Annotated in this window: 16 protein-coding genes; 3 read left to right on the top strand and 13 right to left on the bottom strand. The window is 61.3% G+C overall.

What is annotated here, in order from left to right; all coding sequences use genetic code 11:
* Positions 1 to 28: 28 nt before the first annotated feature.
* The 4 genes from ACSQ8R_RS30070 to ACSQ8R_RS30055 form a co-directional block, all read right to left on the bottom strand.
* Positions 29 to 1,645 carry an ABC transporter ATP-binding protein gene (locus tag ACSQ8R_RS30070; RefSeq protein ID WP_436256984.1) on the bottom strand — a complete coding sequence of 539 codons (1,617 nt, stop codon included), beginning with the start codon at positions 1,643 to 1,645 and terminating at the stop codon, positions 29 to 31.
* Positions 1,638 to 2,561 (bottom strand): ABC transporter permease, encoded by a 924-nt coding sequence (locus ACSQ8R_RS30065; protein ID WP_436256983.1) that lies wholly within the window; start codon positions 2,559 to 2,561, stop codon positions 1,638 to 1,640. Before ACSQ8R_RS30065 ends, ACSQ8R_RS30070 begins: the two co-directional genes overlap by 8 nt.
* Before the next feature lie 11 nt (positions 2,562 to 2,572).
* Positions 2,573 to 3,487: an ABC transporter permease gene (locus ACSQ8R_RS30060; RefSeq protein WP_436256982.1), complete on the bottom strand. Its 915-nt coding sequence runs from the start codon at positions 3,485 to 3,487 to the stop codon at positions 2,573 to 2,575.
* An 82-nt stretch (positions 3,488 to 3,569) separates the two neighbouring features.
* Positions 3,570 to 5,069 carry an ABC transporter substrate-binding protein gene (locus tag ACSQ8R_RS30055; RefSeq protein WP_436256981.1) on the bottom strand — a complete coding sequence of 500 codons (1,500 nt, stop codon included), beginning with the start codon at positions 5,067 to 5,069 and terminating at the stop codon, positions 3,570 to 3,572.
* A gap of 435 nt (positions 5,070 to 5,504) precedes the next feature.
* On the opposite strand from ACSQ8R_RS30055, the gene ACSQ8R_RS30050 reads away from it, so the two are divergent.
* Genes ACSQ8R_RS30050 through ACSQ8R_RS30040 form a run of 3 tightly spaced genes read left to right on the top strand, consistent with a single transcriptional unit; the run spans position 5,505 to position 8,774 of the window.
* The gene (locus ACSQ8R_RS30050) at positions 5,505 to 6,698 is read left to right on the top strand and encodes a sialidase family protein (RefSeq protein ID WP_436256980.1); all 1,194 of its coding nucleotides are present in this window, start codon (positions 5,505 to 5,507) and stop codon (positions 6,696 to 6,698) included.
* A complete protein-coding gene (pdxA, locus tag ACSQ8R_RS30045; protein WP_436256979.1) occupies positions 6,698 to 7,645 on the top strand; it encodes a 4-hydroxythreonine-4-phosphate dehydrogenase PdxA in 948 nt (315 codons plus the stop codon). Before ACSQ8R_RS30050 ends, pdxA begins: the two co-directional genes overlap by 1 nt.
* A 10-nt stretch (positions 7,646 to 7,655) precedes the next feature.
* A complete protein-coding gene (locus tag ACSQ8R_RS30040; protein WP_436256978.1) occupies positions 7,656 to 8,774 on the top strand; it encodes an iron-containing alcohol dehydrogenase in 1,119 nt (372 codons plus the stop codon).
* Positions 8,775 to 8,835: 61 nt separating this feature from the next.
* Here ACSQ8R_RS30040 and ACSQ8R_RS30035 read toward each other — a convergent pair whose 3' ends face one another.
* The 9 genes from ACSQ8R_RS30035 to ACSQ8R_RS29995 form a co-directional block, all read right to left on the bottom strand.
* Positions 8,836 to 9,540: a FadR/GntR family transcriptional regulator gene (locus tag ACSQ8R_RS30035; protein ID WP_436256977.1), complete on the bottom strand. Its 705-nt coding sequence runs from the start codon at positions 9,538 to 9,540 to the stop codon at positions 8,836 to 8,838.
* A 3-nt stretch (positions 9,541 to 9,543) separates the two neighbouring features.
* Positions 9,544 to 10,572, bottom strand: coding sequence for a four-carbon acid sugar kinase family protein (locus ACSQ8R_RS30030; protein WP_436256976.1), 1,029 nt, complete (start codon positions 10,570 to 10,572; stop codon positions 9,544 to 9,546).
* 397 nt (positions 10,573 to 10,969) lie between these two features.
* Positions 10,970 to 12,040 carry a Gfo/Idh/MocA family protein gene (locus tag ACSQ8R_RS30025; RefSeq protein ID WP_436256975.1) on the bottom strand — a complete coding sequence of 357 codons (1,071 nt, stop codon included), beginning with the start codon at positions 12,038 to 12,040 and terminating at the stop codon, positions 10,970 to 10,972.
* On the bottom strand, positions 12,037 to 13,059 hold the full coding sequence (locus ACSQ8R_RS30020) for a Gfo/Idh/MocA family protein (RefSeq protein WP_436256974.1): 1,023 nt from the start codon (positions 13,057 to 13,059) through the stop codon (positions 12,037 to 12,039). Before ACSQ8R_RS30020 ends, ACSQ8R_RS30025 begins: the two co-directional genes overlap by 4 nt.
* Before the next feature lie 5 nt (positions 13,060 to 13,064).
* Positions 13,065 to 14,321 (bottom strand): Gfo/Idh/MocA family protein, encoded by a 1,257-nt coding sequence (locus ACSQ8R_RS30015; protein ID WP_436256973.1) that lies wholly within the window; start codon positions 14,319 to 14,321, stop codon positions 13,065 to 13,067.
* Between the two features lie 35 nt (positions 14,322 to 14,356).
* Positions 14,357 to 15,451: an ABC transporter ATP-binding protein gene (locus ACSQ8R_RS30010; RefSeq protein ID WP_436256972.1), complete on the bottom strand. Its 1,095-nt coding sequence runs from the start codon at positions 15,449 to 15,451 to the stop codon at positions 14,357 to 14,359.
* Positions 15,452 to 15,463: 12 nt separating this feature from the next.
* Complete coding sequence (locus tag ACSQ8R_RS30005; protein WP_436257315.1) at positions 15,464 to 16,234, bottom strand: carbohydrate ABC transporter permease; 771 nt, start codon at positions 16,232 to 16,234, stop codon at positions 15,464 to 15,466.
* 127 nt (positions 16,235 to 16,361) lie between these two features.
* Entirely contained in the window at positions 16,362 to 17,255 is an 894-nt protein-coding gene (locus tag ACSQ8R_RS30000; RefSeq protein ID WP_436256971.1) for a carbohydrate ABC transporter permease, read from the bottom strand.
* A gap of 72 nt (positions 17,256 to 17,327) precedes the next feature.
* Positions 17,328 to 18,611 (bottom strand): ABC transporter substrate-binding protein, encoded by a 1,284-nt coding sequence (locus ACSQ8R_RS29995; RefSeq protein ID WP_436256970.1) that lies wholly within the window; start codon positions 18,609 to 18,611, stop codon positions 17,328 to 17,330.
* Positions 18,612 to 18,668 lie beyond the last annotated feature (57 nt).

The following is an 18,668-nucleotide window of genomic DNA, read 5'->3' as shown; positions in this document are numbered from 1 at the left end:
CTCCGCTTATCCGCCGTTCGGCGTTGTGTCATGCACGTTTGAGACGGGCTGCCCGGTGTCCGGCCTGAACATCCGGGTCCGGATCGAGGCTGGCCGCCAGGAGCGCTTGCGTATAGGCTTGGCGAGGTGTCTCGAAGACGTCCCGGACCGTTCCCAGTTCCACCACTTCGCCCTTTTGCATGACCATGACGTAATCCGCGAAATCGCGGACCACGGGCAGGTCGTGGGCGATAAAGATGAAGGAGATACCCATGTCACGGCGCAGCTTGTCGAGAAGCGCAATGACCTGGGCCTGCACCGACACGTCGAGCGCCGATACCGCCTCGTCGCAGACGATCAGCTGCGGTTCGAGCGCCAGCGCGCGGGCGATTGCGATCCTCTGCCGTTGTCCGCCCGAAAACTGGTGCGGGTAGCGGCCCATGTGCTCGGCCGAAAGGCCGACCTGCACGAGCAGTTCCGCGACCCGTTCCCGCCACCGGCGTTTGGGCAGGATATCGGGATGGATGGCCCATGCTTCGGAGACGAGCTGAAACACCGTCATGCGGGGATTGAGCGATTGGGTGGGATCCTGGAACACCATCTGAAGGTCGCGCCGGAGCTTGTAGAGCTCCGCAGGCGAGAGCTGGAAAAGATCGCGTCCCTTCCAGTGTGCCGTGCCGGCATCCGGTTCGTCCAGCCTCAGGAGAACGCGGGCGAGCGTCGATTTGCCCGAGCCGCTCTCTCCGACGATCGCCATGGTCTCGCCGGCCCGGAGATCGAACGAGACACCCTTCAACGCTTCGAAGGCGCCGTAGCGCTTGCGCACGTCCCGGACGCTAAGGAGCGGTTCGCCCGCCTGCTGCGCGACGTGCATCTCGCCCTTTCCAGGGGCGGCGCCGATCAGCTTTTTGGTATAGGGATGGGTCGGGTTCTTGTAGACCTCGCGTACCGTGCCGCTCTCGACCAGCTCGCCTTTTTCCATGACGACCACGCGATCGGCGATTTCCGCCACCACGCCGAGATCATGGGTGATGATCAGCACGCCCATGCCGGTTTCCCGCTGCAGCTCCTTCAGCAAAGCCAGTACCTCGGCCTGAACCGTCACGTCGAGCGCGGTGGTCGGCTCGTCGGCGATCAGCAGATCGGGTCGCAGCGCAAGCGCCATGGCAATCATCACCCGCTGACGCTGGCCACCCGAAAACTCGTGCGGATATTTGCCCATGGCGCCTTCCGGATCGGGAATGCCGACCCGCGTCAACAGGCGCAGAGTTTCGCTCCTGGCCTGTGCGGTCGGCATGCCGTGGGTCGTCATCGCCTCGCGGATCTGCCATCCGACGGTATAGACCGGGTTCAGATGGCTGAGCGGGTCCTGAAAGATCATGGCGATCCGCCGCCCGTTTGCCTCCCGGCGCGCTTGTGGCGGCAAGGTCAGCAGGTCCCTGCCGTCGAGCAGGATCTGGCCTGAGCTGATCCGGCCGGGCGGCATGTCGATGAGGTTCATGATCGCGGCTGATGAAACCGACTTGCCGGATCCGCTTTCGCCGAGGATCGCCAGCGTTTCGCCGCGGTCGAGATGATAGGAGATGTTTCGCACGGCTTGTACGACGCCAGCGGCCGTGTGGAACTCGACCGAGAGGTTGCGAACTTCCAGCAGGTGCTCAGCCATTCTTCCGGCCTTTCATTTCCAGGCGCCAGCGCTGAACCGGATCGAGTGCGATGCGCAACCAGTTCGACAACAGGTTGAGTGACAGGGTGGTCATGATGATCGCGAGCCCGGGCCAGAACGAGAGCCACCAGGCGTTGGTGAGATATTGGCGTCCCTGGGAAATCATCAGCCCCCAGGTGATCGCGGGTGGCTGGATGCCGATGCCAAGGAAGGAAAGGGCGCTTTCAGCCAGCATGACATAGGCGAAATCCAGCGTCGCCAGCGTGGTGAGCGTGGGGAAAACGACCGGCAGGATATGACGGAACAGGATGCGCTTCTGCGATGCGCCCATGACCCGTGCCGCCTGCACGAACATCCGCTCGCGGATCTCCAGCACTTCCGCGCGGGTGGTGCGGAGGTAAACGGGGATGCGGGTGATCGACAGGACAGCGACAAGATTCAGGATCGAGGAACCCAGAAGATAAAGGACGATGACTGCGATCAGCAGCGAGGGGAAGGACATGATGACGTCTGCCAGGCGCATGATCGCCTGCCCGACGCGTGGCGAGGAAAAACCGGCGACGAGGCCGAGCAGCGTGCCGATGACAGACGACAGGATAACCGCGCCGGCGGCGACCATCAGCGTATTCTGCGTGGCGACGATGATGCGGGCGAGCAGCGGCCGGCCGAGAGCGTCCGCACCCATCCACCACACCCATTCGCGGCTCCAGTCGAACGGCGCGAGGTTGCGGCCGCGCAGATTCTGCTTGGTGGCGAGGTCGCCGAGCCAGGACGGCCCGATCAGGGCGAGCACAACGACGACAAGCAGGAAGATGACCGCGCAAAGCGCGAATTTGTCGGCCCAGAGCATGCGCGCCATGCGGACCGGGAGGGACGGTTCGTGCGTGATCGTCGTATCGGAGGTGGAAACACTCATCGTTGCGCTCCTCAATGACGGATGCGCGGATCGAGAAGCGCATAGGCGAGGTCGATCAGCAGGTTCATGAGGAAGATCGCCAGCGCGGTCACCAGGATCGCGGCCAGGACGACGTTGAAATCCCGCTGAAGGATCGAGTCGATCATCAGCTTGCCGACCCCGGGGAAACCGAAGATCGTCTCGACCACGACGGCGCCGTTCAGGAGGCTCGCTGCCTGGTCTCCGATGACGGTGATGACCGGCAGCATGGCGTTGCGCAGGGCGTGGATGAAGATGATCGGGCCGGCCTTGACGCCTTTTGCGCGAGCCGTCTTCACATAAGCCGAGGATAGTGCGCCGATCATCGAACCGCGCACCACCTGGACGATAATGCCGAAGGGGCGGACGAACAGCACGCCGATCGGCAGGATCCAATGCAGGATCGAGCCGGTGCCGGAGGTCGGCAGCCATGCGAGGTTTACGGAGAAGACGACGATCGCGACGATGGCCAGCCAGAAATCCGGGACCGAAGCGCCAATGAGTGAAATGATCGAGGAGAGACGATCGAAGAAGCCGCCGGACTGGAACGCTGCGAGCGAGCCGACGACGATTGCGGCGGCCGTGACGAGCGACATGGTGATCACGGCAAGCCAGAGGGTCCATACGAAAGCTTCGGTGACGACATCCAGCGCAGGCCGCGCCTTGCGAAGCGATTCCCCGAGATCCCCGGTCAGCACGTCGCCGACATAACGCCCGAACTGCACCATCAGCGGATCGTTCAACCCGTGAAGCTCGCGGAACTGCTGCTTCATTTCCGCCGAAGCTTCGACCGGCAGGAAGAGAGCCGCCGGATCGCCCGTCAGGCGGGACAGAAAAAACACCAGAACGAGCAGCCCGACCAGTGAAATCAAGCTCGCCACGGAGCGCTTACGAATGAAACTGAGCATGTCGCCCTCACTATTGTGGCGGCGGATGGGTACCCGCCGCCCTTGGATCGTGATTGGAAATCCGCCAGCCGGTTTCCGCTGATTACTTGATACCGATCTCGGACAATTGCAGCATCGAATTCGTGGCGATGGTCGGCTTGAACTCGATGCGCGGCGAAACTCGCGAGAAGCCGACCATGTGGAAGAGAAGGCCGTCGGCGACCACGTCGTCATGCAGATAGGCGATCAGCTGCGACCAGAGCTTTGCACGTTCGTCGCCGACTGCCGCCGAGGCCCGCTTGATCAGGTCGTCGACCTTGGGGTCGGAAAAGCCGGATTGGGTGCCCTGCGAGGCATATTTGAAGAACATGGTGAAGGACGGGTCGCCCTTGGAGTTGTCGTGCATGGCGGCGACGATGATCGGGCCACGGCCTTCCTTGAACGGCTTGGAATAGTAGCTCTCGTGCTCGGCTACTTCGACGAATTTCAGATCGACCTTGAAACCGACTTCCTGGAGCTGTGACTGAACCGCTTCCATGATTTCGGTGACGTTCGGGAAGTTCGCCGTGCGGGCGATCAGCGTGATCGGCGTATCGACCTTTATGCCGGCGGCCTTGGCCTCCGCGAGAAGCTTCTTGGCACCTTCGGGGTCATAGGGGAACACCTTGACGTCCGGGTTCCAGCCCTGCGTGGTCGGCGGAACGAGCGCTGTCGCCAGCACGGCACCATCCGGCACCAGCGTGCCGATGAATGCCTGACGATCGATGGCCAGATTGAGCGCCCTGCGAACCCGCACGTCGTTCAGCGGCTGGATATTGTGGTCGAGGCGCAGATAGACCGTCTCGCTGTCGAGATAGGAGAAGTCGGTCTTCGGGTCGGTGGCATCCAGCTGCGAGATCGACGGAGAAAGGTCCGCTTCCCCTGCCTTCACCATCGCCGCACGCACGGACGGATCGGCGCGGAACAGGTAGGTCGCCTCGGTCACCTGTGGCTTGGCGCCCCAGTAGTCGCTGCGGGCGGCCAGGACGATCTGCTGACCCGGCGTCCAGTTCTTCAGCGCATAAGGCCCGGTTCCGATGGGCTCGCGGATGAATGCCAGCGGGGTTTCTTCCGGAACGATCGTCACCAGGGACATCAGCAAAGGCAGGATCGGCTGGGCAGGGTCGGCCTTGAAATCAATCGTATAGGGATCGACGACATTGGCGTTGATCTTCATGCCGCCGAAATAGCGGCGGGATTCGCAGGCGTTCTTGTCGCTCATCACCCGGTCGAAGCTGTGCTTCACGTCCTTGGCGTCGAACGTCGTTCCGTTGGAGAACTTGACGCCCTGGCGGAGATGGAACCGCCAGCTGCCGTCCTGGGTCTGCTCCCATTTTTCGGCAAGGCGCGGCATGACGCCCTTCTTGCCGCGGACATCGAGCTCGGTCAGGGTCTCGCTGACATTCTCCATGATGATGCGGCCGATATTGGATCGGGTCGCCATGCACGGCTCCAGCAGATCGGCTTCCTCAGGTAGCACGATCTTGATCGGACCGGACCCTGCGTAAGCCGGCGGAAGCGCAGATCCAAGGATCAGCGCGCTTATCATCAGCATCTTCTTCATGTGGTTCACCTCCCAAGTGAATATAAATTGATCAGACACCGTTTCGTTCGACCTGCCGTAGCGCGGTGGATAAACGGCTGATTTGATGATTGGCGAGCCGGCCCGTAAAGGAGATCGGCGGCGACTTCGGAGGCTCTATCGTGGGGCGCTCGAATCTTCGACTGAAAATTCCTCCCGACGGCAGGGCCCCGTAATTCGCTGCACCGCGATCGCCGTATTCCTCCTGTGCTATTCTTCCTCAAACCATGTTCCGTCCCGCGTACTTTGTCAAATTGTTTTGAGAAGTTATTTTTCAAGAAAAAATGCCAATGAAAATTACCATTTATATACAATATGTTATTGTACTTAATGCCCTCGATATCGATAACATGCGGATTTTATAAAACTTGACAACTTTGTGTTTCTGGTAATTCTCGACGCCGAAAGGAGAGCTTGATGAGCCCTGACGAAATAGCGGCGGCAATGACCGGTGCGGTACGAATGGTGGCAGCCGAAAGGCACGAAGCCTTCCTGCCTTCCCCGATGGTGCAGAACCATGCGAGCTTCCTGCATCTCATGGCCGACGGCGCGCTGATCTGCGCCTGGTTCGGCGGTTCGCTGGAAGGCAAGTCCGACATATCCATCTTCGCATCTGTCCTCCTGCCGGGCTCCAGCCGCTGGGGGTCGCCGCAGAGGCTGAGCTTCGATCATGCACATTCCGAGCAGAACCCTGTTCTGTTCACCGCGCCCGATGGCCGGCTCTGGCTTTTCCATACCTCACAGCCTTCCGGTAACCAGGACCAATGCCGTATCCGCATCGCCGAGATCCGGCGCGATCAGAACGACGCGACAAGGCTGACATCGGAGGCCGGCCGGTATCTCGATCTGCCGCAAGGGTGTTTTGTCCGGGCTCCGCTGACGGTGCGGGATGACGGCGCATGGCTTCTGCCGATCTTCCGGTGTGTTCAACGCCCGGGCCAGAAGTGGAACGGAAGCCATGACACGGCGGCAATCGGGATATCGAGCGATGCCGGGCAAACCTGGCGCCTCGAAGAATTGCCGCAGTCGATCGGCTGCGTCCACATGAGTCCTGTCACCTTGCCGGCGGGCGGTCATGCGGCGTTTTTCCGTCGGCGGCAGGCGGATTTCGTCTACCGGAGCGAAAGCGCCGATGGCGGCCGATCCTGGTCGGCGCCCGAGGCGACGGATGTGCCGAACAACAATTCCTCGATCGCGGTTATTCGGTTGAAGGACGGTCGGCTTGCGATGATCTGCAACCCGGTAAGCGCTGCCCAGTCCGACGATCGCCGCGTTTCGCTTTACGACGAACTCGGCGAGAGCGACGAGAGACCCGATGCCGATCCGGCGGGTGGTTGCGTGCCGGTCTGGGGCGTGCCGCGCGCGCCGGTCTGCGTCTGTATTTCGGATGACAGTGGTTTAAGCTTCCCAGTCCGTATCCTGATAGAAGACGGGCCGGGCACCTGCCTGTCCAACGATTCCACCGATGGCCGGAACAGGGAAATGTCCTATCCCTGGCTTCTGGAGGCGCCGGATGGGGCATTGCACATCGCCTATACCTATCACAGGCGGGCAATCAAATACGTGAACCTGGCTACGGGCTGGGCAGACGCGACTGACGGGAGAGTTTGATGAGCAATATCATCGGTATCACCATGGGAGACCCGTGTGGCGTCGGTCCGGAAATAACAGTCAAGGCGCTGGCCGAGATGTCCGATGCCGATCGCTCCGTGACGCGGGTCTACGGCAATCTGCCGACGCTGGAGGCGGCGCGCGATGCGGTTGGTGTCGCGCTTGACCTCACGCCTTACGTGATCGACCTTCCGGTCGAGGGAGCGCCTCTGCCCTGGGGCCACTTGTCGGCGGTGGCGGGAGATGCGGCGTTCCGGTTTATCGAGCGAGCCGTCAGAGATGCCGAGGCCGGTTCGATCGGCTGCATTGTCACCGCGCCGATCAACAAGGAGGCGCTCAATCTCGCCGGCCATCACTATGACGGCCATACGGGCATGTTGCGCAGCCTCACCGGTTCGGCGGCGGCATACATGCTCCTGGCGTCCGATCGCCTGAAGGTGATCCACGTCTCGACCCATGTGTCGCTTCAGGAGGCTATCCGGCGCGCCACGACGGAACGGGTTCTGGCGACGATCCGCGCCGGTGACGCGCATCTGAAGCGCATCGGTTATGAACGCCCGCGCATCGCGGTTGCCGGCATCAATCCCCATTGCGGTGAAAACGGCCTTTTCGGTACGGAAGACGACGATCAGATCGCGCCGGCCGTCTTGGCTGCCCGCGCCGAAGGCATCGAGGTTCACGGTCCGATTTCCGCCGACACGGTTTTCCACCGGGCCTATTCGGGGGCCTTTGATCTGGTCGTCGCACAGTATCACGATCAGGGTCATATCCCGATCAAGCTCGTCGCCTTCGATACGGCCGTCAACGTCTCGGTCGACCTGCCCATCGACCGGACCTCCGTTGATCACGGCACGGCTTTCGATATCGCCGGCAAGGGGATTGCCAATCACGGCAACATGAATTCTGCCATCGTCTACGCGCGCAAGCTCGTGGCGGGGGTTCGGTAAGGAAAACGTCATGGCCATTGCACCCATCACACTCCATCAACCGCTACGCCTCGCCGTCGGTGCCGGGACGATCAGCCAGGTCGGGGTCTGGGCCGGGGATGTCGCCTCGACCCTGGTTATTGCGACGCCGATCACGGCAGGCTTCGTTGACCGTCTGCGGCTGCCTGGGCAATTTTCCGTATTCGACGCCATCCCGGGCGAGCCGGATACGGCAACGGTGGATGCCGCGCTGGAGGCCGCCCGCAGAGTCCGACCGCAACTGGTCGTCGGACTTGGCGGCGGATCCGTATTGGATGTCGCCAAGCTTGTCGCGGTGCTGTGGGATTCCGAACAGTCTCTCGAAGACGTTGCCGGTCCCAATCGCGTCGCCGGTCGCCGCACGCGACTTGCCCAGGTCGCGACCACGGCGGGTACAGGCTCGGAGGCCGGGATCCGCTCGCTCATCACCGATCCGGTCAAACGGACCAAGATCGCGGTGGAGAGTCCACACATGATCGCGGATTTCGCGGTGCTCGATCCTGAACTGACCTATTCGGTTCCCCCGGCGGTGACGGCCGCGACGGGTGTCGATGCCATGGCTCATTGCGTCGAAGCCTTTACCAACCGCCGCGCCCACCCGATGATCGACGGCTTCGCCCGGATGGGATTCGGGCTTGTCGGCCGATATCTGGCGCGTGCGGTAAGGGACGGGCAGGATACGGAGGCCCGCGAAGGGCTGATGCTCGCTTCCTATTATGGGGGCATTTGTCTTGGCCCGGTCAATACCGCGGCCGGCCATGCAATTGCTTATCCGCTGGGGACGCGGCTCAACCTGCCGCACGGTCTGGCGAATGCCATCGTTTTCCCGCATGTACTGGCTTTCAATCAGCCGGTAGTTACCGCAAAGACTGCGGAAGTGGCTGTGGCGCTGGGCCTCGGCGACAATCTCTCCTCGGATGAATTGTGCTCGTCTGCACGCGACTTCTGCGAAGCGCTTGGCATCCAGATGTCGCTTGCAGCCCACGGAGCCAGACAGGACGAACTGTCCCTCTATGCCGCTGAAGCGCATGCCATCCGGCGGCTGATGGATAACAACCCGGCTGAAATGAGTGTCCGCGACGTGCTGGGGATCTACGAGGCGGCATTTTGAAGTGACGATCGTGTCCGGCTGCAGGCGCCGGACGCCGTCATTCCAGCGGCGTGTACAGGGCTCACCGGTGCGACGATTGAAACAGTCGTTCGCGTGACCCCTTCAGGTGGTCCAGCATCAACTGGCGCGCCGCTTCCTGGTCTCCGCGTGTGATCGCATCGGCGATCGCCTCGTGCTCTCCGAATACTTTCGCCAGCCCGGTCGCCTCTCTTTTCACGGAGGCTCCGTGGAATTTCATTCCGACGGCAATGTGATCCTTCAGGGCTTCCATCGCCGTGGAGAAGTAGCTGTTCTGAGCCGCCCGCGCGATAGCCAGATGGAACTGATAGTCGGCATCTTCGCGATGGGCCTGGCGGTTCGTGGCGTCGCGCAGCAATTCCAGGGCCTGTTTTATGGCTGCCAGGCTTTCCTTGTCGTGACGCACTGCCGCGGCGGCGGCGGCGGCGGGCTCAAGCGTCATGCGAAACTCATAACAGTTGAGAAGGTCGGCGACGTTTTCCAACTGGCCGAAGCCCAGCGGCTCGCGGAGGCCGAGTGCCCGCACAAAGCTGCCGGCCCCGCGTCTCGAATAGATCAGTCCCTGCTCGCGCAGCCGTCTCAGCGCTTCCCGAATGACCGGCCGAGACACTTCGAATTCGTTAGCTAGCTCATGTTCGGTCGGCAACCGTTCATCCGGCCTGTATGCTCCCGACTTGATCGCGCGCAACATCCGCTCAAAGACGATATCGGGAAGGCCCTTGCGGGCAGTACCGCTCTCAAGCCCCATCGTTCAACCCTTCTCGCCCATGGCTATTCTTGCGATCTCACGTAATGTGCCCGGCGTGCCGAATCCGCCGGATTTGGCGATGATGCATTGGCCATCGATATAAGCCAAGCCGAGGCCCGGCAGACATTCGCCGAGAAGCTGGAATCTCGAGACATTCATTGCCTTCAAGACCGCCTCCGCAGTCGCGCCGCCCGATAGAAGCAGAGTGGAGACCGGTGCAGTCATGTCCGGGACTATGCCGGCCGCCAGCCTGTCCGATACCAGAAGCGGCGGATCGTCCTTTCCATCCGGCGTGGCCTGAACCAGTGTCACGGAATGCTGTAGCGGCCCGATCCTCTCCGTACGCCCACCTGGCGCGGCAATATAGTCAAGTACTACCGACTGGCGCAGTTCCTCGACTTGCGCAAGCGTGATCGGGTCTCTCGACCCGATGACGAAAAGAGCAGGGCCAGGTTCAGGGAAGGCCGGTTCGGCAACCTGGCGACCGGTCATGTGACAGGCCAGCGCCTCGGCGAGGCCCCTGGCGCCGACAAGAAGATCGGCCCCGGCATCGCGGCCCGTTGCCAGGGCCGCAGACATGTCCGCTTGTGAAAGCGTATCGGGGATGATGGAGCGTCCGGCATGTACGCCAAGCGTATCGGCAATGTTGAGCGGCTTGTCCAGACCGAAACCTTCGACATGTCCCCTTCGGACATTCCGTCCAAAATCAGGTATCGCAGGCGCGACGAGAGCGAGGTGAAAAGGCGTCGCGTCAAGCTCGGCGGCGATATTGCCCTTGAGGCGGGAATCGATCTTCTTGAACAGAACGATGTCCGATGGCAGGGACGACAGGGTCACGGCCGTTGCCTCCCGCGCAGCCTGCGCCTCCACTTCACGAGACCCGAGGTTGACCGAAAGAACCGCCGGTTTGGCTTGCAGGGCCGATCCGATAGCGTCGAGATCCAACACGATTTCAGTATGCAAACCCCTGCCGGCAAACGGCGCCGCGCAGTCAAGCGCGCCGGTAAGGTCGTCGGCAAGAATAACCAGCATATTGGACCACATAATCTGTTGTTATCTTTTTGGGCCAAATTTTCTTATATTGTCAATTGTCTAACTGGTATATTTAACAAATTTTGTCGCTAGCTGTCTGCCGCGGATGGATCGAACGGGATAGGCTGAGTGGAGCGACCGCAGCCAATCTTGAATGTGGATCGATCTTGGTCGGCCCTGGCCCCGCTCCAATCAACTCGCGGTTTTTCGAACTTTGGCGCGTTGCAACAGCCGCTCTTGGCCGAGCGGAATTGGCTTAGCCGGGAGGTGACGCGTGTGGCGCGCGACGTGGGCACCGAAGCTCGGGGGCCAGGCCCAGAGAGCTGGCTGAGCGGACAACGGCCGCCTGAGCCAGCCTTTCGGGCTCCGCGACTTCTCGCAAGGCATACTGCCTTGTTCAGACGGGCAGCCAGCCGGTGGCGAAGGGATGATCCGCCGGAAGGGGCAGGCGTACGACCCGGCTTTCCCTCGCAGAGGCATAGATCGCCGTAACAAGCTCGATCGAGTGATAGCTTTCCTGAAGCGATGGCAGATAGAGGTCAGGTGCGCCGGTGAGGCGTGCATGGACATCCGCGAATAGTCCCGGAAATCGTGGAAGCACGCCGGGCACTTCTCGAGTTGCCGCATCGATCTCGGGCTGGCGCGAGGGGTCGGTGGCTTCGAACTTCCATGGCCCGGCCCCTATCTGGTAGGGTTCCGTTCCCGACGTGATGGTGACATGCTCGAAACACATCCTCAGCCGTGAGCTGTTTCCGGCCGCGCCCAAGGTGACCGAGGACGTGACCAAGGCGCCCGTTGCAGTGCGCATCGAAAGTGCCACGCAATCTTCGGTCTCGATCGGATTGACGCGAGTATCGAGAAAGGCGGCAACCTCCACCACATCTCCCACGAGGTGAGTCGTCAGATTGTGGATATGACAGGCATGGCTGAGGAGCACGCCGCCGAGTTCGCCTTTCCATGTGCCCCGCCAACGCTCTGCGTAATAGTCGGGTCCGCGTTGCCAGTGCGTCTCCAACGCTACCACGTAGGGCCTGCCCAGGAGGCCGCGAACCTTTAGTTCATGCGCAGCCCGGTAGCCGGCGCCATAGCGATACTGGAATACCGGAAACACATGCCGCCCCGTTCGTGCGGAAAGGTCGGCGATCCGGCGCACCTCGGTTATCGAACCTGCGAGAGGTTTCTCGCAGACGACATGTTTTCCGGCTTCGAGGGCGGCAAGCGTCATCGGTGCATGCAGTCGAGGCGGCAGGCAGATATCGACCAGGTCCACGAGGGGGTCGGCGAAGACCTCGTTGATGTCGGGGACAGCTCGGCTGCCCGGAGCCTGTTGCGCTGCTTCCTCAGCGCGAGGGAGGTTGAGGTCGCAGACGTAACGGACATCGAACAGGTGGGCCAATTCCGCATACGCGGCGATATGAGCTCTACCAATTCCCGCGCCGATGACGGCGACACGGATGCGATCCGTCATCGGTCTGCTTTCTCTTCCGCGATGACTTGCGCCTGCAGCCCCAACCGGGTGGCAAGGAACGCATGGGACTGGCCCATGGCCGTCTCGGTTCGCCTTTCCACATCGGCAGCCAGGCGGGCGAAGAACGGTTTTCCGGCGCCTCTAGCCTCGAAACGCTGCACGCCCGACTTATCGACCACAAAGACGTGGTCCTGGCCTTCGTGACCGGCGATATCGATGTATTTGCGCAGCTCGATATAACCTTCCGTTCCCAGAATGGTGATCCTGCCGTCGCCCCAGACGGGGAGGCCGTCCGGCGTCAGCCAATCGACCCGGGCATAACCGCGCCCGCCATCGCCCTCCAGCAGCACCTCGCCGAAATCCTGAAATGCAGGCCGATCCGGATTTGCGACATTGGCCACATGCGCGGAAACCACACGTGCCTCGGTCGATCCGGTGAAATGCAGGAACTGGTCGAACTGATGGGCGCAGATGTCGGCGAGAATCCCACCGCAGCGTACCCTGTCCCAGAACCATGCCGGCCTGAGGTGGGCATTCATGCGATGTGGTCCGAGACCAACGGTCTGAACCACCTTGCCGATCCGGCCCTGCGCAATCAACTGATCCGCAAGGGTGGCGCTCTCGACCGACACGCGTTCGGAGAAGGACACGATCCAGCGTCGCCCGGTCTCGCCGACGGTGCGCTGGATGTCTGCCAACTGTTCGAGGCCGGTGCAGCCGGGTTTGTCGACCAGAACGTCCTTGCCGTGCGACATCGCCGCCACCGCGATATCGGCGCGTTCGCTGTTGATCCCGGCCGAAAGCACAAGGACGATGCTTTCGTCATCCAGGATCGCCTGCACCGACCGGGCCGGCAGATCCGGATAAGTTTCCTGGAATGTCTTGCGGACCGCCTCCGGCGTTTCCTCGCCCGTCGTCCACGCAACGAGCGTGGCCCCGGCATCCAGCATGCCGTTGATCATGCCGTAGATGTGCCCATGGTCTATGCCGATGACGCCGATGCGAAGATTAAAAGCCATGGGAGTTACCTGTTCAGGTGGATGCCGCGGGCACGAAGCATGGATTGGATATTGACCAACGAACCTGTGTCTATGGACGCGTTGGCGGCAATGCCGGTGAGGATGGACCAGGCGCCGGCAACATGATCGGAGGCACGACCATAGCGGTCAGGCTGCATGTTTTCCGGATCGAAGATATAACCCAGCATGACCGGATCCGCGCCGCCGTGATCGCCCGTCGCCTTCGGAACCACGAGCTGGCGCGGAGGCTCGCCGGCCAGGTGGAGTTCCGTCGTGATCGCATCTTCGTCCGCATGGACACGCTTGCCGCCGAAAACCCCGTGGACCTCGACATGGCGATGGGTAATGTCGCCTTTGGTGCCCTGGAACTTGATCTCCAACCCTTCCCAGGGCGAATAGGCAGTCAGGGTGTAATTGGCGGTGACGCCCGAGGCGTAGCGGATATGCGCCTGCATCGTATCCTCGATGCCGATCTCTTCATCGAATACGCAGAGATCTCGGAAATAGCCGTCTTCGTGCTCAGCCTCCACATAGAGTTTGCGCAGGTTCTCGTCGGCTGCGAGGTCGAGGCGGAAATCGCATTTGTAGGCGACGGGACAGTCGCTGCAGCGTGGTCCGCGATCCGAGAGTCCGAGCTCCACCGCCATTTCCGGGCGATAAAAGACGCGGCGGCCGGAGGCCAGCACTTCGGTCGGCGCGGTTCCCAGCCACCAGTTGAGAAGATCGAAATGGTGGGTCGATTTGTGGACCAGCAGCCCGCCGGAATTTTCCTTCTGGCGGTGCCAGCGGCGGAAATAATCGGCTCCATGAACCCTGTCGAGGTGCCAGTGGAAATCGACCGCCGCCACCGTGCCGATCGCTCCCGACGAAATCAGCTCCTTGATCTGGGTCCGCGCCGGCGAGTAGCGGTAGTTGAAGGTCACCGTGACCTTGCGGCCGGTGCGCGCCTGGGCATCGACGATCTGCTTGAGACGGCCGAGGTCGATCGTCAGCGGCTTTTCGCAAATGACGTCGCAACCGGCCTCGAAGGCACGAACGATGTAGTCGGCATGCAGGAAATCCGGCGTGGCGACGACAACCGTATCCGGTCTCTGTTCCGCGATCAGGCGGTCGAAATCGGCGGCGAGGTAGGTCGCGACACCGTTCGTACCGGGCTTTGAGGCCGCTTGCGCCGCTTCGCCGAGGCGATGCGCGTTGCTGTCGCAGAGGGCAACGATCTCGTGTTTATCAGCGTAATCTTCAACAACGGAATTGCGGAACATCTGATGCCGCGAGCCGCATCCAACAATGGCGATCTTCACTGTGCTTGGCTTTCGTTCTGTATGACTTCGACGCGTTGACCTGTGCTATCAAAATAGTGGAGGTCGGAGAGGTTGAATCCGATCGTGACCGGGTCACCCATTCGGTAGGGCGTCCGCCCATTGTCGGTGGCCAGCAACACCTGGCCGGAAGACAGGTTGATGTGCAGCAAGGTCTCGCTGCCCAGATATTCCACCAGCCGGATCGTGCCCTCGGCCGTGACATCGCCATTGCCGATCCGCAACGACGAAGGTCGGACGCATAAAGTCAGCGCTTGATCGTCGCCCGGAAGCTCGGGGATTGCGAAATCGGGCATGCCGGCGACCGTGACCACCGTTTTGCCGGCCCCGCGTGTTGTTCTTGCCTTGAGCATGTTGATCTTCGGCGAGCCGATGAAACCTGCCACAAAGAGGTTCTGCGGTCGGGTGTAGAGTTCCTGGGGCGTGCCGAGCTGCTCGATCTTGCCGCCGCGCAGGACCACGATGCGGCTTGCCATGGTCATCGCTTCCACCTGGTCATGGGTCACGTAGATCATCGTGGTGCCGAGGCGGGCGTAGAGCGAGGCCAGTTCCGCCCGCATCTGGACGCGCAGTTCCGCATCGAGGTTGGAAAGCGGCTCGTCGAACAGGAAAAGCTGCGGCTCGCGCACGATCGACCTGCCGATGGCGACGCGCTGCTTCTGGCCACCCGAAAGCTGGCGTGGCTTGCGGTCCATAAGCTGCTCGATCTGCAGGATGCGCGCCGCCTCCGCTACCCGCCGCTCCACTTCGGTGCGCGATACCTTGAAGTTCTGGAGGCCAAAAGCCAGGTTCTTTCGCACGCTCATGTGGGGGTAGAGGGCGTAGCTTTGAAACACCATGGAGAGTTCGCGCTTGGAGGCGGGCAAGTCGTTGACGACCTTGCCGCCGATCGAGATCGTTCCCTCGCTGATGTCTTCGAGGCCCGCGATCATGCGCAGAAGCGTCGACTTTCCGCAGCCCGACGGCCCGACGAGAACGAGGAACTCGCCGTCGTGGATGTCCAGGTTCAGCCCCTGGATGATGGACAGCGCCCCATAGCGCTTGCCGACGTTTCGAAGCGTCAATCCTGCCATGCGTCTTGTTCCCTATTTCATTCCGGAGGTGGCGATGCCGCGCACGATGAGTTTCTGGAACAGGCCGAAAAAGATGACGACCGGGACCAGTGAAAGGACCGACATCGCGAACATCTGGCCATAGGCGGATTGGCCTTCCTGATCGAGGAAAAGGCGAAGCGCCAGTGGCACGGTGTAGCTCTTGATGTCGTTGAGGTAGATGAGGGGCGCGAGGAAATCCTCCCAAACCCAGATCAGTGAAAAGATCGCCGCGGTGCCCATGGCCGGCAGCGAAAGCGGCAATATGATCGCCCAGTAGATCTTGAAGGGCGAACAGCCGTCGATCATGGCCGCTTCGTCCAGCTCTCGCGGCAGTTGCCGAAAGAACTGCACCATCAGAAAGATGAAGAAGCCATCGGAGGCGAGGAAGCGCGGCACGACCAGGGGCAGATAGGTATCGACCCAGCCGAGGTTCAGGAACTGGACATATTGAGGGATGAGAACCACGTGATAGGGGATCATCAGGGTCATCATCATCAGCGCGAAAAAGAAACTGCGCCCGGTGAAGTTCAGCCGCGCAAAAGCATAGGCTGCGAACGAGCAGGAAACCAGATTGCCGATCACCGAAAGGCCGGTGACGATCGCCGAATTCACATAGAAGACGGTGAAGGAGATCGGCAGGGCATACCAGCCCTTCGTATAGTTCTCGAAATGAAATTCGGAAGGCCAAAGCGTCAGGCTGCCGAAAATCTCGTTTTCCGGTTTCAAGGAGGACGCGAGCAGCCAGAACAGCGGATAGAGCATGACGCATGACACGATGATCAGGAAGATATGCTTCAGGATCCGGCCGTTGCGTTCTTGTCTGTCGCGTTTCAGCCGCAGGTCGTGGGCCACGCGCGCAGCCTCATCCATCTGGATGGCGAGTTCCAGATCAGTCGCGCTCGTTTTCATAATGCACCCAATATTTGGAAGTGAAGAAAGCGATTGCGGTAAAGGCCGCTATGATGACCAGCAGAAACCAGGCAAGCGCCGATGCGTAACCCATACGGAAGAACTTGAAGGCCTCGTTGAACAGGTAGACCGTGTAAAACAGGAGGCTGTCCGCAGGAGCGCCGGTGCCGTTGGAGATGATGAAGGCGCTGGAAAAGGTCTTGAAGGACTCGATGGTCTGCAGAACCAGATTGAAGAAGATCACCGGAGCAAGAAGCGGCAAGGTGATGCGGATGAATTGCCGCCAGCGGGGCGTGCCGTCGATTTCCGCTGCCTCGTAGAGGTCACGCGGAATGCCGCGCAGGCCAGCCAGGAAAATCAGCATCGGCGAGCCGAACTGCCACATGGCCAGCACGACCAGCGTATAAAGCGAGGTGTCGGGATCGGTGATCCACGAGGCCCCCTGAATGCCGACCTTTGCCAGAACCTGATTGACCACACCGTCGGCGGCGAAGAGCTGACGCCAGAGTATGGCGATGGCAATGGAAGCGCCAAGCAGCGACGGCAGGTAGAAGATGGCCCTGTAAAGACCGATCGTCCGCAAGCCCTTGTCGAGGAGCATGGCTACACCGAGGGCCATGACCAGGCGGGCGGGCACAGCCAGTGCAACGTAGGTAAACGTTACTTCCAGCGCCTTCCAGAAGCGGCGGTCGCGCGTGAACATGTATTCGTAATTGCCCCAGCCGATCCATCGGGGGGCGCTCACCATGTCATAGCGGGTGAAGGAAAGATAAAGCGACGCAAGGATCGGCCCGAGCGCCAGCAGGAAAAAACCGATCAGCCATGGAAGAAGAAACACGTAGGCCGGGGCGTTGCGGGCAAAAAAACGTCTCATCGAAACGACCTTGTTGTCGGAAGAGAGGCCCCGGCGGCGGGGGTCGCCGGGGCCTTGATATTCCCGCGCCTGTTACTGGGCGCGCTCGATGATCGCCTGGGCGTCCTCGATGAAAGTGCCTGCGGCTTTCGCGACTTCCACCTTGCCAAGCACGACGTCGGTGCCGATACGCATGAAGGCGTCTCGTACCTCTCCGGCTCCCTTGGGGGCCGGCACCGGCAGCGGGCCGACCTTGCTCTGGATCGCCGTGAAGTAATCGACGGAGAGTTTCTCGACCTCGGTGAGCTTCGGGGCGAGTGCCGCCCGGATCTTGGGCGAGCAGGGGATACCACGTTCCAGGCCGAGAATGCCGGTGATCTCGGGGTCGTTGACCCAGGCATTCATGTAGGCAATTGCGGCCTCGGTGTCCTTGGCGTCGCGGCTGAGGGACAGGAACATCGAGGGTTTGATAAACTGGCCAGGCTTGCCGCCCGCCTTGTGGGGCACCATGGCGGCGCCGATCTTGTCCTTCGACACGGCCTGAATGCCGACAAGCTGGTTGGACCAGTAGTGGGACATGGCGGTGTCGCCCACGGCAATGCCGGACTCTGCAATCGGCGGATCGAGAATAACAGTCTTGTTCTTGTCGCGAACAACTCCCGCCTTGCGCAGATCGGCCCACATTTGCCACCAGCTGCTTACGTCCGCGGCTGTCGCCGCGACCTTGCCGTCCGGGCTGTAGAATTCCCGGCCGTTCTGGCGGACCCAGGATTCGAAGGTTTCGATCATCAGGGAGAGATCGTCCGATCCCTTCATCTTGCCTCCGGACTTGGAGGTGATCTTTTCGCACACCTTGGCGAAGTCGTCCCAGGTCCAGTTGATCAGGTCGGTGTCGATGCCCGCTTCCTGGAAGGCGCGTGTATTGTGGACCATGACCTGGCTGTTCGAGCCGATGTTGAGGGCATAGAGCTTTCCGTCGACCCTGCCGCCATCAAGAGGCCCCTTGTCGAAGTCGGCGATCATCAGGCTCTTGCCGGCAAATTCGTCGAGAGGCTTCAGCGCCCCGCGATTGACGTATTCGAACAGGAAGCGGTAGTCCATCTGCACGAGGTCGGCCATGTTGCGGCCTGCCGTCTGGGTCGCCATCTTGGTCCAGTAGTCTCCCCAGCCGATCGTTTCGCCGGAGACCTTGATGCCGGCATTCTTCTTCTGGAATGCGTCGATAACCGCAAAGGTGCGCTTGTCGCGCTCCGGGTTACCCCACCAATAGTGCCGGATCGAACGATCGGCAGCAAACGCCGGCATGGCCGGAAGTGCAGAAGCGGCTGCCGCCGCACCCATGGTGCCCAGTAATGCTCGTCTCGTCAGTTTGGTCATTTTGTCCTCCTCCTTCTGCCCCGGAGCGTCTCATCGGCACCGGATGCGTTGTGTTGT

The sequence above is a fragment of the Neorhizobium sp. LjRoot104 genome (genome assembly GCF_964253725.1).
GTDB lineage: Bacteria > Pseudomonadota > Alphaproteobacteria > Rhizobiales > Rhizobiaceae > Neorhizobium.
This window is presented reverse-complemented; position numbering and strand designations above follow the sequence as displayed.